The organism is Arenimonas sp. (assembly GCF_047602345.1).
GTDB lineage: Bacteria > Pseudomonadota > Gammaproteobacteria > Xanthomonadales > Xanthomonadaceae > Arenimonas.
In genome coordinates this window covers 1,135,446-1,151,338 of sequence record NZ_JASGHN010000006.1, presented here as the reverse complement: position 1 = coordinate 1,151,338, position 15,893 = coordinate 1,135,446, and the positions used below count along the sequence as shown (strand labels likewise).

The 15,893-nt window shown below is 67.1% G+C and carries 15 protein-coding genes, 1 tRNA gene and 1 pseudogene; 11 read left to right on the top strand and 6 right to left on the bottom strand.

Going from position 1 to position 15,893, the window contains the following annotated elements:
* Nucleotides 1-49 precede the first annotated feature (49 nt).
* The 9 genes from QM707_RS09840 to rocF all read left to right on the top strand — a co-directional run bounded on the left by QM707_RS09840 (nucleotide 50) and on the right by rocF (nucleotide 9,609).
* Entirely contained in the window at nucleotides 50-1,867 is a 1,818-nt protein-coding gene (locus tag QM707_RS09840) for a DegV family protein (RefSeq protein ID WP_415001669.1), read from the top strand.
* A 33-nt stretch (nucleotides 1,868-1,900) separates the two neighbouring features.
* Nucleotides 1,901-2,518, top strand: coding sequence for a glycerol-3-phosphate 1-O-acyltransferase PlsY (gene plsY / locus QM707_RS09835; RefSeq protein ID WP_415001668.1), 618 nt, complete (start codon nucleotides 1,901-1,903; stop codon nucleotides 2,516-2,518).
* On the top strand, nucleotides 2,515-3,474 hold the full coding sequence (locus QM707_RS09830; RefSeq protein ID WP_415001667.1) for a biotin--[acetyl-CoA-carboxylase] ligase: 960 nt from the start codon (nucleotides 2,515-2,517) through the stop codon (nucleotides 3,472-3,474). Before plsY ends, QM707_RS09830 begins: the two co-directional genes overlap by 4 nt.
* Nucleotides 3,471-4,199, top strand: a complete 729-nt coding sequence (locus QM707_RS09825; RefSeq protein WP_415001666.1) for a type III pantothenate kinase — start codon at nucleotides 3,471-3,473, stop codon at nucleotides 4,197-4,199. Before QM707_RS09830 ends, QM707_RS09825 begins: the two co-directional genes overlap by 4 nt.
* Nucleotides 4,199-4,849: an SPOR domain-containing protein gene (locus tag QM707_RS09820; protein WP_415001665.1), complete on the top strand. Its 651-nt coding sequence runs from the start codon at nucleotides 4,199-4,201 to the stop codon at nucleotides 4,847-4,849. The genes QM707_RS09825 and QM707_RS09820 overlap by 1 nt, the downstream gene beginning before the upstream one ends.
* A 39-nt stretch (nucleotides 4,850-4,888) precedes the next feature.
* Nucleotides 4,889-4,964 (top strand) — tRNA-Thr (locus QM707_RS09815).
* Nucleotides 4,965-5,120: 156 nt separating this feature from the next.
* The gene (locus tag QM707_RS09810; protein WP_415001664.1) at nucleotides 5,121-8,093 is read left to right on the top strand and encodes a TonB family protein; all 2,973 of its coding nucleotides are present in this window, start codon (nucleotides 5,121-5,123) and stop codon (nucleotides 8,091-8,093) included.
* A 67-nt stretch (nucleotides 8,094-8,160) separates the two neighbouring features.
* The gene (locus QM707_RS09805) at nucleotides 8,161-8,580 is read left to right on the top strand and encodes a rhodanese-like domain-containing protein (RefSeq protein WP_415001663.1); all 420 of its coding nucleotides are present in this window, start codon (nucleotides 8,161-8,163) and stop codon (nucleotides 8,578-8,580) included.
* 105 nt (nucleotides 8,581-8,685) lie between these two features.
* Nucleotides 8,686-9,609, top strand: coding sequence for an arginase (gene rocF / locus QM707_RS09800; RefSeq protein ID WP_415001662.1), 924 nt, complete (start codon nucleotides 8,686-8,688; stop codon nucleotides 9,607-9,609).
* Between the two features lie 167 nt (nucleotides 9,610-9,776).
* Here rocF and QM707_RS09795 read toward each other — a convergent pair whose 3' ends face one another.
* Nucleotides 9,777-10,628, bottom strand: a complete 852-nt coding sequence (locus QM707_RS09795; RefSeq protein ID WP_415001661.1) for a hypothetical protein — start codon at nucleotides 10,626-10,628, stop codon at nucleotides 9,777-9,779.
* Here QM707_RS09795 and QM707_RS09790 point away from each other — a divergent pair.
* Nucleotides 10,627-12,030, top strand: a complete 1,404-nt coding sequence (locus tag QM707_RS09790; RefSeq protein ID WP_415001660.1) for a tryptophan--tRNA ligase — start codon at nucleotides 10,627-10,629, stop codon at nucleotides 12,028-12,030. The two genes, QM707_RS09795 and QM707_RS09790, sit on opposite strands and share 2 nt — an antisense overlap.
* Nucleotides 12,030-12,338: a hypothetical protein gene (locus QM707_RS09785; protein WP_415001659.1), complete on the top strand. Its 309-nt coding sequence runs from the start codon at nucleotides 12,030-12,032 to the stop codon at nucleotides 12,336-12,338. Before QM707_RS09790 ends, QM707_RS09785 begins: the two co-directional genes overlap by 1 nt.
* Before the next feature lie 63 nt (nucleotides 12,339-12,401).
* On the opposite strand, the gene QM707_RS09780 is transcribed toward QM707_RS09785, so the two are convergent.
* The 5 genes and pseudogenes from QM707_RS09780 to QM707_RS09760 all read right to left on the bottom strand — a co-directional run bounded on the left by QM707_RS09780 (nucleotide 12,402) and on the right by QM707_RS09760 (nucleotide 15,893).
* Entirely contained in the window at nucleotides 12,402-12,767 is a 366-nt protein-coding gene (locus QM707_RS09780) for a VOC family protein (protein ID WP_415001835.1), read from the bottom strand.
* A gap of 84 nt (nucleotides 12,768-12,851) precedes the next feature.
* Nucleotides 12,852-13,148, bottom strand: a pseudogene (locus QM707_RS09775) (VOC family protein); the annotation flags it as partial.
* Between the two features lie 70 nt (nucleotides 13,149-13,218).
* Entirely contained in the window at nucleotides 13,219-14,562 is a 1,344-nt protein-coding gene (locus QM707_RS09770) for a dihydrolipoamide acetyltransferase family protein (protein ID WP_415001658.1), read from the bottom strand.
* Nucleotides 14,559-14,906, bottom strand: a complete 348-nt coding sequence (locus QM707_RS09765) for an SH3 domain-containing protein (protein WP_415001657.1) — start codon at nucleotides 14,904-14,906, stop codon at nucleotides 14,559-14,561. Before QM707_RS09765 ends, QM707_RS09770 begins: the two co-directional genes overlap by 4 nt.
* A 6-nt stretch (nucleotides 14,907-14,912) precedes the next feature.
* Nucleotides 14,913-15,893 (bottom strand): alpha-ketoacid dehydrogenase subunit beta, encoded by a 981-nt coding sequence (locus QM707_RS09760; protein WP_415001656.1) that lies wholly within the window; start codon nucleotides 15,891-15,893, stop codon nucleotides 14,913-14,915.

Here is a 15,893-nt window from a genome sequence, read left to right as displayed (position 1 = left end):
TTGCGATGCAGCATGGCGGTCCGTCGCCGGGCGCGGCAGACTCGCGGCGATGAGTGCCGTTCCGATCGCCGTCCCGCCCCTGCGCATCCGTGGCCCCGCCCTGCGGCGGGCCCTGATCTCGGGCGTCCGGCGCGTCATCGCCCAGCGCGAGACCCTGAACCGTATCAACGTATTTCCGGTGCCGGATGGGGACACGGGCAGCAATCTGGCCTTCACCCTGAGCGGCCTGCTGACCGGTGCCCTGAGCCGGCGCACGGCCAGCGCCGGCGAACTGCTGCACCGGGTCGGCGAGGATGCCGTGGACAGCGCCCGCGGCAATTCCGGGGCGATCCTGGCCCAGTTCTTCACCGGCCTGGCCGAAGCGGCCGGTCGGCACGGCGCCATCGATCCCGCCGCCCTGGCGCAGGCCATCCGCGCCGGCGCGGCCTCGGCCCGCCAGGCCTTGGCCGAGCCGAAGGAAGGCACGATCCTCAGCGTCATCCACGCCTTCGCCGAGGCGCTCGACGCCCGGCATGGCGTCAGCGAGCTGCGGCCCTGGTTCCAGAGCGCACTGGCGCGTGCCCGCCAAGCCCTGGCGAATACGCCGAACCAACTGCCGGTGCTGCAGAAGGCGGGCGTCGTCGACGCCGGGGCCCAGGGCTTTGTCGACTTGCTCGAAGGAATCGATGAATTCATGCGGGGTGGTCGCCCGACCGACGATCGCCAGGCCGAAGAGGACAGCGGAGACCTGGAAGCGGCGCAGGCGCATGGCGAATTGTTCGAAGGCGACCCGGAGCATCGCTGGTGCAGCGAATGCCTGCTGATCGGCGAAGGGCTGGATCGCGCCGGTCTGCGCGCGGCGGTCAGCGATCTCGGCGCATCCTGCGTCGTCGTCGCCGGCTCGCATTCGCGTCTGCGATTGCACGCGCATGTTTCCGACCCGAAAGCCTTGTTCGAAACGGCCGCGCGATTCGGCCGGGTCGAAGCGACCAAGGCCGACGACATGCATGCGCAGGCGCGCTCGGCGGCAGCGGGCGGTGGTGTCGCCGTCGTCACCGACAGCGCGGCCGACCTGCCCGACGAGGCCGCGCGCCGTCTGAACATCCACATGATTCCGGTGCGCGTGGGTTTCGGCGACCAGGACTATCTCGACAAGGTCGGGCTGACCACGGCCGAGTTCTACCGCAAGCTGCGCACCGAACTGGTATTGCCGCGCACCAGCCAGCCGCCGCCGGGCGATTTCCGTCGGCAGTTCGAATTCCTGCTCTCGCATCATCCCAGCCTTGTCTACGTCGGCCTCGCGCGCGCCGTCTCCGGAACGCTGCAATCGGCCGAAACGGCGGCGCAGCGCGGTCATCCCGAGCGCACGCGCATATTCGACTCGGCCAACGGCGCTGGCGGCCAGGCCTTGCTGGCGATCACGGCCGCCGAATGGGCGCAACGCGGCGAAAGCGTCGACGCCATCCTCGCCGAACTCGAACGCCTCAAGCCGCTGACCCTGACCTGGGCGGTCGCACGCGACATCGGCCATGCCGTTCGCGGCGGGCGTATTCCGCGTTGGGCCAAGCCGGTGGTGTCGGCGTTGGGGCTGACGCCGATCGCTCGCTTCGGCGCCGACGGGAAATTGAAGATGGCGGGCGCTTTCCTCGGCGGCAAGCGCATTCCCGAGCGCTTCGCCCGCTACGTGGCGCAGCGTGTCGATCGCTCGCAGCGCTGGCGATTGCTGATCGGCCATTGCGATGCCTACGACGATGGCGTGGCCTTGCAGCGCGCGCTGCAGAACGAACTCGACTGCAGCGAAAGCTGGGTGGTCGAAACCGGGCCGGCGGTCGGCGCGCATGCCGGCCCCGGTGCGCTCGTGGCAGGGCTGCAGCCCGCACCCAAGTGACGCCGCCTTCGCCCTTCGGGCGATAATCGCGCCATGACGTCCGTCCTGATCCTGCTGCTGGCCGCCTATCTGCTCGGCTCCGTGTCGGGCAGCCTGCTGCTCGGCCGATTGCGCGGCGTGGACATCCGCACGCAGGGCAGCGGCAATGCCGGCGGCACGAACGCCTTGCGCACGCAGGGCTGGAAGTTCGCGTTGGGTACCGTGATCGTGGACGTCGGCAAGGGCGTGCTGGCGGCCTGGTTGGCCCTGCGTTTCGGTCGCGATTTCGCCTGGTCGCCCTATGCCGCCGTATTGGCGGCGATCTGCGGCCATGTCTGGCCGGTCTTCCATGGGTTTCGCGGTGGCAAGGGCGCCGGCACCTTGATCGGCGGACTGCTGTTGCTCTGGCCCTGGGCATTGTTGCCTGTGCTGGCGGTCTGGATCCTGAGCCTGGGCCTGGGCGGTTACGTCGGACTGTCGACGGTGTTGGCCGTCGCGACCTTGCCGGTGTTCGCGTTGGTTCCGCCGGTGGACGCGATCCGGCTCCTGTTCGGCTTCGCGGTCTCGTTGCTGATCGTGTTCACGCATCGCGCGAACCTCGCGCGTCTGCGCGCGGGCACCGAACACCGCTTCGAACGCGCGCGTTTCCTGCGGCGGCGGCGTTCCGCATGAAGGAAACGCTGGAGAAGCTCCTGGCCGGACCGGTCAGCGGCGAAGCGCTCGCGCACGAACTCGGCATCACGCGCAGCGCCGTGCACAAGCGCATCGAAGCGCTGCGTGCGGCAGGAGTGGAGATCGATGCGCTGGCGGGCCGTGGCTATCGCCTGCGCAGGCCGATCGAATTGTTCGATCGCGATGCGATCCTCGCGACCCTGTCGCCGAGCGCCCGCGCGGAACTGGCGGAGCTGCATCTGGCGTTCGAAACCGATTCGACGCAGTCGCGCGCGCTCGCTGCCGCGGCGCCGACGAAAGGCTGCGCGCTTTGGCTGGCCGAACGTCAAACCGCAGGGCAGGGGCGTCGTGGCCGCGCCTGGGCTTCGCCTCTGGCAGCGCATGTCTGCTTGAGCGTGGCGCGTCGTTTCGATCTTGGTTTCGCCTTGTTGTCGGGGCTGAGCCTGGCGGTTGGCGTGCTGGTGGCGGAGGCGCTGCAGGCGGCGGGGTTCGACGATGTCCGCCTGAAATGGCCGAACGACCTGGTCGTCGGCGGGCGCAAGCTCGGCGGCATCCTCATCCAGTTGCGCGGCGAGGCGATGGGGCCATGCGAGGCCGTGATCGGCCTGGGCCTGAACGTACGCATGCCGTCCTCGTCGGGCGAACTCATCGACCAGCCCTGGTGCGATCTTGCCGGTCTGACGAAGGATGAGGTCTCGCGCCAGCGCGTGCTCGTGGCCGTGCTCGATCGCCTGTTGCCCGGCCTGGCGGTTTACGAACGCGAAGGATTTCCGGCCTTCCTGCGGCGCTGGCAGGCGCTCGATTCCCTGCACGGCCATCGGGTGCGGGTGATCGACGGCCGCGACAGTGTCGAGGGTCTGGCGCTCGGCATCGCCGAGGACGGAGCTTTGCGTGTACAGCTGCCGGAAGGCGAGGGCCGGTATCATGGAGGCGAAGTCAGCGTGCGCTCCGAATGAACTGGTTGATCGATCTCGGCAATACGCGTTTGAAGCTTGCTGCGCTGCAGCCCGATGGCCGGGCCGGCGAAGTGCGGGCATGTACGCACGCAGAAGCGGTGGTCGAAGGGCTGGAAGGCATCGCGGCCGGCGATGTGGCACATCTGGCCTCGGTCGCCGATGCGCGGATCACCGGAGACGTGGAGCGGGCCTTGGATGGCCGCGGCGTGCGCGTCCGGCGCGTCCGTAGCGAAGCGCAGTGCGGTCGCCTGCGTATCGCCTATGCCGCACCCGAACGCCTGGGCGTGGACCGTTTCCTTGCGCTGCTGGCCGCCAGCGAGCGCAGCGATGGACCGCATCTGATCGTGTCGGTCGGCAGTGCGCTCACCGTGGATCTGCTGGCGAAAGACGGACAGCACATCGGCGGACTGATCGCCGCCACGCCGGCGCATCAGCGCCGCGCGCTGGCCGAACGTTTCCCGGTACTCGACGTGGCCGACGGCGAGATCGTCGATTTCGCCTGCGACACCGACGATGCCGTGGTTTCCGGCGTGCAGGCCGCCGCTCTGGGTCTGATCGAGCGCGGCTTGCGCCAGGCGACCATGCGGCTGGGCGAACCGGCGCGATTGCTGGTGACCGGCGGAGGCGCAGCCGATCTGGGCGATCTCTCGCCCCTGCGCCCGATCATGCTGCCGAATCTCGTCATCGATGGACTGGCCCTGCATGCCGGATGGAGTGCGGATTGATGTTGCGCGCCCTGTTGCTGCTGGTGGTGGTGATGAACCTCGGCGTGTCGGCCTGGTGGCTCTGGCATCGTCCATCGCTGCCGCCGCGCTGGACGATGACCGATGGCGCCACGCCCTCCCTGGCCATGGTCGGTGAAAGCGCCGCCGCGCGTATCGAAGCGGCTAGCCCGGCCGAAGCCGTGGTCGAGGAACTGGGCGAGAACCCGGTCTGCATGACGCTGGGTCCGATCGAAAGCAATGCCGAGCTCAGGCGCGTCATGACGAGCCTGACGCCGCACGTCGGGCGCATCCAGTACCGCGAGGAACCGGCGACGCGCCTGCGCGGTTACCGCGTTTTCCTTCCGGCCTCGGGCAGCCGTTCGCAAGCCCTGGAAACCGCACGCGGCCTCGCCGCGCGCGGCATCAACGACTACTACGTCGTGACCGCCGGCGATCAGCAGAACACGGTATCGCTCGGCATCTTCCGCGAACTCGAAAACGCCCAGCGTCGCCAGCAGCAGGTCGCCGAACTCGGCTATCAGGCCAGCGTGGAAGCCCGCACGGAGCAGGGCTCGCAATGGTGGGTGGATATCGCCGCGCCGGTCGGTTTCGATTGGGCCAAGCGCCTGCCCGGCAGCGCCCTGACGGCGCAGAACGTGCAATGCCCATGATCGCGTCCCTGGCCGACGCGCGATAGAATCGCGTCCGTTGCCGGCATAGCTCAGTTGGTAGAGCAACCGCCTTGTAAGCGGTAGGTCCCCAGTTCGAATCCGGGTGTCGGCACCATCTCCGCGCCACCGCGACTCCCTGCATCCTGCAAGCCCTGTCCTCGTGGACGGGGCTTTGCCGTTGCCTAGCAGGAGTCGGCACCGCCGGCGGGCCTTCGTTGCGGGCCGGCCGGCCGGGGAATAAGCTCGATTCGTTCGCATCATGAGGCTGCCCATGATCGAAGTCCCGGGCTACACCATTCTTCGTCCGCTCGGGCAAGGCGGCATGGCGACGGTTTACCTGGCCATCCAGCAGTCGCTGGGTCGCGAGGTCGCGCTGAAGATCCTGTCGCCATCCCTGGCGCAGGATGCGGTCGCCACCGAACGCTTCCTGCGCGAAGCCCGCATCGCGGCCAAACTGCACCACCCGCATATCGTGGCCGTGCACGACGTCGGCGTGCACGAGGGTACGCCCTACATGTCGATCGCCTACGAGGCGGGCGGCACGATCACCAAGATGATCCGCACGCAGCCGGATCTGAAGTTCGCCTTCCGCGTCATCCGCGATATCGCGGCGGCGCTCGACTATGCGCATCGGCAGGGCGTCGCACATCGCGACGTCAAGCCGGAGAACATCCTGATGCGCGCCGACGGCACCTGCGTATTGACCGATTTCGGCATTGCGCACGCGGCCGAATCGCAGATCGGCCTGACGCGCGAGGGCACCAGCGTCGGCACGCCGCACTACATGAGCCCCGAGCAGTTGCGCGGCGAGCATGGCGACGGCCGCAGCGATCTGTACAGTCTCGGCATCGTGCTTTACCAGCTGCTGACCGGCGAACTGCCGTATCAGGGAGCCGATGGCTGGGCGATCGGCATGCAGCACCTGATGTCGCCGGTGCCGCGATTGCCGGCCGCGGTGTCCTTCGTGCAGGAACTGCTCGATGCGATGCTCGCCAAGGACCCGGCCGGACGCGTCGCCAACGGCACCGAAGTCATGCGTTGGATCGACGCGCATGTGACGCTCACGCCGGCGATGACGGTGTCGATGGCGACGCCGCGCGGGTTGCCGATGGCCTCGCAGACCAACAACAGCGCGGCATCCATCGCCGTGCTGCCTTTCGCCGACCTCAGTCCGGCCAAGGACCAGGAATATTTCTGCGACGGCCTGTCGGAAGAACTGCTGGGCCTGCTGGCGCGCGTGCCGAAACTGCACACCGCCGGCCGTACGGCTTCCTTCAGTTTCAAGAACCGCAACGCCAACCTGACCGAGATCGGCCGCGAACTGAAAGTCTCGAACGTGCTCGAAGGCAGCGTGCGCAAGGTCGGCGAACGCGTGCGCGTCTCGGTGCAGCTGATCAAGGTGGCGGACGGCTTCAATCTATGGTCGGAAACCTTCGATCGCCAGCTCGTCGATGTCTTCGAGATCCAGGAGGAGATCGCGCTGGCCGTCGTCGCCGCAGTGCGCGAAAGGCTGTTGCCCGACACGCCTCCGCCTTCGTCCTCCGATTCCGTGCCGGTTGTGCCCTTGGCGCCGACCATGGTGACGCCGATACCGCAGCCACGACCCGACATGGCCGCGCAGCTGCACGAGGAGCGCCGTCGGGAAGAAGCCCGCCAGCAGGAAGAAGCTCGCCAGCAGGAAGAAGCCCGCCAGAAGGAAGAAGCCCGCCAGAAGGAAGAAGCCCGCCAGAAGGAAGAAGCCCGCCAGAAGGAAGAAGCTCGCCAGAAGGAAGAAGCTCGCCAGAAGGAAGAAGCTCGCCAGAAGGAAGAAGCTCGCCAGCAGGAAGAAGCTCGCCAGAAGGAAGAAGCTCGCCAGCAGGAAGAAGCGCGCCAGAAGGAAGAAGCTCGCCAGAAGGAAGAAGCTCGCCTCAAGGAAGAAGCACGCCGGAAAGAAGAAACCCGCCAGAAGGGCGAAGCGAAGCTGCGCGAGATCGAGCTGCAACGACAGATCGAGCTCCAGCGCGAAGCGGAACGCCGCCGCGACGAAGCGGAAGGCGCGCCACCGCGCACGCCGGCGGCGATGCAACCCGGAAGGGAAGTCCCTACCCATGTGCGTGCTGCGTCGGTCGTCGCTGCGGTGCCCGCCGCCGCCGAGCCGGAGGCGATGCACAAGAACATCGCCGACATGGTTTCGGCGATAGAGTTTCGCGATCGCAGCCCGGCGCGACCGGCGACGAAGCGTCGCAACCCGTTGGTACTCGTGCTGGCGATCGGCCTGCCCGTGCTTGGTCTAATGGGCTGGTTCGGTTGGCGTTGGATGACGGCCCAATCGGAACAGGCGCTGGCGCAGTGTCAGACCGCGCTTGCCAAGACCCAGACAGCGATCGATGGCAACGATCTGGCCGCCGCCGGCACCTCGGCCAGCGAGGCCGAAGGCGTCTGCCAGGACGAATCGTTGGTGAAGCTTCAGGCGATGCGCGTGATGATCCAGGCGGCGCAGGCGCAGGCTCAGGCCTGCGATCCGGCAGAGGCGCAGGCCAGGGATTTGTTGCGCCAGGCCAAACCCGGCGAGGCGAAAGCGGTGCTGGACGCCGTGCAAGCCCAATGCACGCGCGAAAGCACGGGCATGCTGGTCCTGCGCACGCAGAACGCGATGACCGAAGCCGCCAGTCTGCTCGAGCAGGCCAAGACGCAAGTGCTCGCGAAGCAACCCGTGCTCGCCCGGCAGTCGGCCGAGAACGCGCTGAAATTCGACGCGTCGGTCGCCGGTGCCGCCGAGGTGATGACGGACATCGAGCGACTGGAGCGCAGCCTGCCGGCGCAGGGTTCCGAAAAGCGTCCGGCGACCGAGCCGGCGAAGCCGCGACCGTTGGCGCCCGCGGCGACGAAGCCTGCGAACAAACCGGCCGCGGCGAAGCCGTCGACGCCAACGCCATCCGCATCGCCGGCGACAGTCGCCGAGCCCGTCGCGCCTGTGCCTGCGCCCACGACGCCGACTCGGGCGGTCGCGACCTCGCCTAGCCTCGTGCCGATCAGCACGCCCGCACCGGACTACCCTCCCGCCGCGCGCCGTGCACGTATTTCGGGCTCGGTGAGGGTCAGCTTCACCGTGCGCGCCGATGGCAGCGTCGACGATGTGCGCGTCCTGGATGCGCAACCGCGCGGCGTGTTCGAACGCAACGTGCAGGCGGCCCTGCGCAAGTGGCGGTTCCAGCCCACCGGACAGTCGCAATCCGTCACGCGCTCGTTCGAATTCAAACCCTGATCTGCTGTCGCTTGCGCTGTACGCTCGCCATGCGGACACTCCACGCCGTGACTTCCGAGGACTGCGCATGTTTGTTCGTCTAGCACTGTTGTTCGCCTGGATGACGTCCACCTGTCTCGCGGCTGGTACGTCGATGTCGCCGGCCGAACTCGCCGCCTTGATCGAATCGCACAAGGCGCCGCTGGTGTTGGACGTGCGCAGCGACGAGGAATTCGCCCAAGGCCATATCCCTGGTGCGGTACTGATTCCGCACGATCAGCTCGAGACACGCATCGGCGAACTCGGCGAACCGCGCGAGGTGGTCGTGTATTGCCGCAGCGGTCGCCGTTCGGGCCTGATCCAGCCGGTGCTCGAAAAGAACGGTTTCAAGGTTCGCCAGCTCGAAGGCAGCTGGCAGGCTTGGCAGGCGGCGAAATTGCCTGAAGAACTACCGGAAAAAGAACCGGCGCCGGAAAAGTCGCCCGCCGCTTCGTCGGCGAAACCCTGAACCAGGCCGTACGGCCGCGTTTTTGCGGTAGCGACGGCTTGAGGCAGAATGGGCGCCCGCGTCCTTGCATCGGCGCATCCCGTCTCTGACGCCGGAATCTTTCCCATGTCGCGAACCTTCCCCCCTGTTGCCCTGATCGGTGCGCCCACCGATATCGGTGCCGGCCATCGTGGGGCCTCCATGGGACCCGAAGCCCTGCGCGTGGCGGGTCTGGCGCAGGCCCTGCGCGACCGCGGCCTGCAGGTGGTGGATCGCGGCAATTTGAGCGGGCCGGTGAATCCCTGGCTGCCGCCGACCGATGGCTATCGCCATCTCGATGAAGTGGTGACCTGGAATCGTCTGGTGATGGACGCCGTCGCGGCCGCGCTCGCCGATGGCCAGATGCCGATCCTGCTCGGCGGCGACCATTGCCTGGGCGTCGGCAGCATTACCGCCGTCGCGAATCATTGCCGCGCCACCGGCAAGAAGCTGCGTGTGCTTTGGCTCGACGCGCATGCCGATTTCAATACGCACCAGGTCACGCCGTCCGGCAACGTGCACGGCATGCCGGTGGCCTGTCTGTGCGGTCTCGGGCCGAAGGCGCTGACCGCGCTCGGCGGCACGACGCCCGCGATGCGTCCCGAGGACATCCGCCAGATCGGTATCCGTTCGGTGGACATCGGCGAGAAGAAACTCGTCAAGGAATACGGGCTCGACATCTACGACATGCGTTACATCGACGAAATCGGCATCAAGCGCGCGATGGAAGAAGCGCTGGAAGGCATCGATGCCGACACCCACGTGCACGTCAGCTTCGACGTCGATTTCCTCGACCCGGCGATCGCGCCGGGCGTCGGCACCACGGTGCCGGGCGGTCCGAACTATCGCGAAGCGCAGCTGGTGATGGAAATGATCGCCGACACCGGCCGCGTGTGTTCGATCGACATCGTCGAGCTGAACCCGGCCTTCGACCTGCACAACCAGACCGCGCAGCTCGCCGTGGACCTGGTGGAGAGCCTGTTCGGAAAATCGACGCTGATGCGGGATTGAGATTCATGGTGGATGGTTTGTGATGAGTGGTTGATGGTTCGTGGTCCGATATCGCCGTGAACTGCGCTTCCACCATCAACTACCGACCTTCCACCATCAACCTGTGAGTAGCGGGCCGGGAGCCATTGGGCCGCTTTCGCGACCCGTTTCTTTTCGGCGCTTGACGATCAGTACTGCGGATCCGGCGCAAAACCGATCGGGAAGGCCTGCGGCTGCGAGGGATAGCCGTAGCCGCGCGTCGGCAGCACGCCCTTCGAGACCAGGGCTTCATAGGAATCGTAGAACAGCGACGTGACCTGGTTCGGGCGCGAGCCGGCGCGTTCGAACACCGTCTGCGTTACCGGGTCGTAGCGGCGTTCGCCATGGCCGGTGCCGAGTTCCTGCGCGGCGAGCTCGCGTTCGCGACGTGGTTCGTAGCCATAGCTACCCGAGCGTGCGGCGCCAGCGGCCGATTCGGCCGACTTCGCGGCGTCCGCCGCCGGTGCCGCCGGCCTGTTCTGCGCACGTGATTCGGCGTAGGGCGAATCGGCGCGACCGATCTGCGGCATCGGCTGATAGGGTGGCGGCGAATAACGGCGCTCGCGGAAAGCGGCGACGCCGATCACGCCGACGTTGGCCGGCCGACCCGTGCGGGCGGCGTAGCTGTCGGGCAGGTCGGTGAAATAGAACTCGGCGATGTCCGAGTAGCTCTTGCGCCAGCCCTGCACCTCGATGCGCTGCCAGGGATCGAGTACGTAACCCGCTTGCGAGGAACCGGCCGTCTGGCCGCTGATCGCGTTCACGCCATCGACCGAGACGACGGCGAGCACGCGCTCGCCGGTCAGGTTCTGCAAGGTCACCGCGAAGCGATGGCCGGGGCGTCCTTCGATGTAGTCGCGGCCGGAATAGGGCAGGCGCGGCAGGGTGTAGCCGGTGTCCTGATTCTGCACCTGCACGTCGACCAGGCGCTCGTTGCGGGCGCAGGCGGGCAGGGCGAAGCAACTGGACAGCACAAGCAGGGCGGCAGCGAGGCGTTTCATGACCGGGTCTCCGTGGGTGGTGCCAACCTTCAACGCACGGGCCGGCGAGGCGGGGTTAACCGGTAAACTAGGCCCGTCAGCTGAAGCCTCATTCCGAATGAACAAGACCCGCGTCCTCACCGGCATCACCACGTCCGGCACCCCCCATCTCGGCAACTACGCCGGAGCGATCCGCCCGGCCATCGCCGCTTCGCGCGACGCCAACGTCGAGAGCTTCTATTTCCTGGCCGACTACCACGCGCTGGTGAAGGTGCAGGACCCGGCGCGCGTGCAGCGCTCCACGCTGGAGATTGCGGCGAGCTGGCTGGCCTGCGGCCTGGATCCGGACAAGGTCTGGTTCTACCGCCAATCCGACATCCCGGAAATTCCCGAACTGACCTGGTTGCTGACCTGCGTCGCCGGCAAGGGCTTGTTGAATCGTGCGCATGCCTACAAGGCGGCCGTGGACAAGAATCGCGAGGCCGGCGAGGACGACGATGCCGCGATCACCGCGGGACTGTTCATGTATCCGGTGCTGATGGCCGCCGACATCCTGATGTTCAAGGCGCATCGCGTGCCGGTGGGCCGCGACCAGGTGCAGCACCTGGAGATGGCGCGCGATTTCGCCGCGCGCTTCAACCACATCTACGGCGACCACTTCGTGTTGCCGGAAGTGTCGATCGAGGAAAACGTGGCAACCTTGCCCGGCCTCGACGGCCGCAAGATGAGCAAGAGCTACGACAATACGATTCCGTTGTTCGCGCCGCGCGCGGAACTGCTGTCTCTGATCAAGGGCATCAAGACCGATTCGCGCGCGCCGGGCGAAGCGAAGGAAACCGAGGGCTCGGCCCTGTTCCAGCTCTACCAGGCCTTCTCGACGCCGGACGAAACCGAGGCCATGCGTCGTGCCTTCGCCGACGGCATCGCCTGGGGCGAGGCCAAGCAGCAGCTGTTCGAACGCATCGATCATGAAGTCGCGCCAATGCGCGAGAAGTACGAAGCGCTGATCGCCAACCCGATCGAAATCGAAGCGACCCTGCGCGAAGGCGCCGACAAGGCAAGGAAGATCGCCACGCCTTTCCTCGGCGAGTTGCGACGCGCGGTGGGATTGCGCGACCTCAGGGAAGCGCCGAAGTCGACGACGAAGACCGCATCGAAAGCGGCACTGCCGAGCTTCAAGCAGTATCGCGAGAAGGACGGGAAGTTTTATTTCAAGCTGGCCGATGGCGAGGGCGCCGTCCTGTTGCAGAGCCGCGGCTTCGACACGCCGAAGGAAGCGGGTGGCGTGATCGGGCAGTTGCGCAGCGGCGAGATGTCGGTGTCGCACTTGCATGAAACTGCCACGCTGGGTGAAGGCGTGAGTGAGAACGACGTGCAATCGGCGCTGGACGCCCTGCGTGCCGCCGACGAGGCGAAAGCCTGATGTCCTTGCTCGCCCTGGTCCTGTTCGCGCCGTGGTTCGCCATCCTCGGCTGGGTGTATTGGGCCTTTCCGAAATCGCATGCGCAGACGCCGGCGCGTCGCCGTTTCGACTTGATCGCGCTATCGCTCGCTGTCGTGCTCAGCGCCGTCGCGATGCATTGGGCCTATTCGATCGAATTCGAAGGCACCGGCCCGCTGTGGCCGCAGGTGATCGCGACGCTGGCGGGTTACCACGCCTTCCTGATCGTGTTGATCGTCGCCTTCTTCATGCGGCGCAGCCGCTACGGCAACACGCCGGACAACGCGTAGGGTGGGCCTTGGCCCACCATCGAGAACTCGGGTGAACCGGTGCGCTTGAGCGCGCCCTATGAATCAACCCCAAGTGTTGAGGTCGATGCCGGTCTTGCCCGGTTGCTGGCGCACGACGCAGAAACGGTGTCCGCTCGGCGCCTGCATCACCCACCAGCGCTTGATGAACTGCACGCGCGTGGCGCCCAGCGCTTCGAGCCGGGCGACTTCGGCGTCGAGATCGTCGGTTTCGATGTCCAGGTGCACGCGTGGGTCATGATCGACCTTCTGCAGCAGCAGGAAGGGCTCGTCCGGCTCGGTATGCAGCTCGGCGTACTTGCCGTCGCCGTCCTGGTCGCGCGTGACGATATCCCGTCCGAAGGCGGCGCCCCAGAAATCGGCGGCCTTGCCGAGGTCATCGGTACGGCAGTCGATGACCAGGGCGATCAATACGCTGCGGTGCTTGGGCGCACGCGCCTTCTTCGCAGGCGCCGGCGCGCGCTCCTCGTCCTCGCGCCAGTGCACGACGCAGAAACGTTGTCCGGTCGGCGCTTCCATCACCCACCAGCGGCCGCGTGGGTTGCCGATGCGCTTCGCGCCTAGCGATTCCAGTCGCGCGGCTTCAACGTCGATGTCGTCGGCCTCGATGTCCAGGTGCAGGCGCGAGGGGTGGTCGACGCATTGCACTTCGATATGCCAGCCGCCCGGGCCCTTGCCGAGCAGGGCGTAGCGGCCTTCGTCGCCTTCGTCCGGATCGACGATCGGCAGGCCGAGCGCCGCGCTCCAGAACTTGCGATCGCGTGCCAGGTGCTCGCCTTGGCAATCGATCATGAATCCCGCCAGCCTGCGAGCCATCAGGGTTTCGCCTGATCGAGAGGCAGGGCGATGCTCGAACGGCGCATCAACGCGCCTTTTGCAGGTCGTCGATCATCGCCCTCAGGAAGCGCGCGGCTTCGCCGCCGGTGGCGGCGCGGTGGTCGAAGGTCAGTGACAGCGGCATGATGCGATGCGTCTCCAGTCCGCCGAGCACTGGCACCACGGCATGGTGCAGGCGACCGGCACCGACGATGCAGACGCAGGGCGGCACGACGACCGGCGTGGCGTACTTGCCGGCGAAGACGCCGAAGTTCGACAGCATGATCGTGTAACCGGTCAGCTCTTCCGGCGGCAGGCTGCGTGTCTTCACGCCGTCCCTCAATCGGTTGAGTTCGGCGCGCACCTGGCGCGGATCCAGGCGTTCGCAATTGCGCAGGGCCGGCACGAACAATCCATCCGGCGAATCCACAGCGATGCCGACATCGACACGCGTATGGCGACGCAGCGTGCCTTCCTTGCCGTTGTACCAGGAATTCATCGCCGGCTCTGCCTGCGAGGCCACGGCCAGCGCGCGGATCGTGCGCGCCATGATGTCTTCGCCCGGCGCCCAGGCATGCAGGTCGGCATCGTCCATCAAGGTCGTCGGCACGACTTCGGCATGCGCGGCGCTCATCGAGCGCGCCATGTTGCGGCGGACACCGCGTACCGGCTCGTCGCTGTCGAACTTGACGTCGGCGCGCGGTGCCGGTGCAGGCGAGGCGGAACGCGCCGCAGGTGCGGGGGCGCTGTACGCAGGCGCCGGGACGGGAGCAGGCGAGGCTCCTGCACGTGCGGTGCCGGCTGCGGCCGCCAGCTTCACGTCATTGATCGTCACGACGCCATCGGCCCCGGTCGCGCGAACGCGAGACAGGTCCACGCCGAGCTTCTTGGCAAGCGCGCGTACGGCCGGCATCGCTTTCACGCCGCCGATCGCGACCGCCTGTTCGCTGCGGATCGCATCGGAGGATTGCATCGCGCCCACGACGGTGCCGGCATCGGCGGACTTCTCCGGTGCAGCAGCGGCGGGAGCGCCAACAGTGTTGTGCAGGGCTTCGGGTTCCGGCGCAGGCGGCGGTGCGGTGGTGGCGTGACCGCCGCCGTGATGATGACCGGTGTCCTGCGCTTCGGCCCGCTGCGGCAGGTTCGGATCGATCTCGAACTCCGCCAGCCAGCTGCCGGTGACGATCACGTCGCCCGCCGCGCCGGCCAGTCGCGTCACCTTGCCGGAGAACGGCGAGGGCACGTCGACGACGGCCTTCGCCGTTTCCATCGAAATCAGCGGTTCGTCGAGACGGATTACGTCGCCGACCTTGACATGCCATTCGACGATTTCCGCGTCGGGCAGGCCTTCGCCGAGGTCGGGCAGCAGGAAGAGTTTCTTGTCGCTCATGAGGGGTTCCGTTCCAAATCGATATCGCGCGCCGGCAACCAGCCGCTGCGTCCGTCATCCGTCGCCGACCACCACCAACCGCCGGCTTCTTCGATCAATTCCACGATCTGTCCTGCGTCGGCATCGAGTTCGCGCGCCGTGTAATCGCGAACGGCCGTCGTCTCACCCGTATCGCCCGCGAGATAGCGCTGATGCACCCAGCCGCTGCGTCCGTCGGGATCGGTGGCCCATAGGAACTCCGGCCATTCGGTATCGCGATCGTCGACGCGTACCGTCTCCCCGGCAAGGAATCGCACCGGATCGTGGTACTGCGTGCGGTAGTCGCGGAGCAGGCGAGCGTGCATCGTCGGTCAGCTGCGCGCCAGGGTGCGTTTCGTCGCGGCGACGATCTTCTCCACGCTCGGCAGGTATTTCATTTCCAGCCGGAACAGCGGGATATGCGTGTCGTAGCCGGTGACGCGCTCGACCGGCGCGACGAGGTCGTACATCGATTCCTCGGCCAGGCGCGCGGCGATCTCCGCACCGAAGCCGGCCGTCTTCGCCGCCTCGTGCACGATCACGCAGCGGCCCGTCTTCGCCACCGATTCGCGGATCGTGTCGAAATCCAGCGGCTTCAACGTGGCCACGTCGATGACTTCGGCGCTGATGCCGTCCTTCGCGAGGGCGTCGGCCGCTTCCAGCGTTTCCTTGACCTGCGCACCCCAGGTGACGAGCGTGACGTCGCTGCCGTCGCGCAGCACGAAGCACACGTCCAGCGGCAGGGCTTCGCCGTCGTCCGGCACTTCTTCCTTGTACTGACGGTAGATGCGCTTGGGCTCCATGAAGATCACCGGATCCGGATCGCGGATCGCGGCGAGCAGCAGGCCGTAGGCGCGTTGCGGCGAACTCGGCAATACGACGCGCAGCCCGGGCACATTGGTGAAGATCGCTTCGTTCGCCTCCGAATGATGTTCCGGTGCGCGAATGCCGCCGCCCCAGGGCACGCGCAGCACCATCGGGCAGGTCAGGCGGCCGCGCGTGCGATAGCGGAAACGCGCGGCGTGGCAGACGATGTGGTCCACCATCGGATAGACGAAGCCGTCGAACTGCGATTCGGCGACGGGCTTCATGCCCTGCGCCGCGAGGCCGACGGTGAGGCCGGCGATCGTGGTCTCGTCCAGCGGCGTGTCGAGCACGCGCTGTGGGCCGAAGGTCTGCTGCAGGCCGGCGGTGGCGCGGAACACGCCGCCGTTCACGCCGACGTCCTCGCCGAGCACGATGACGGTCTCGTCGTTGCGCATCTCGTAGGCGAGCGCCTGGGTGATGGCTTCGATCAGGGTAATGGCCGCCAT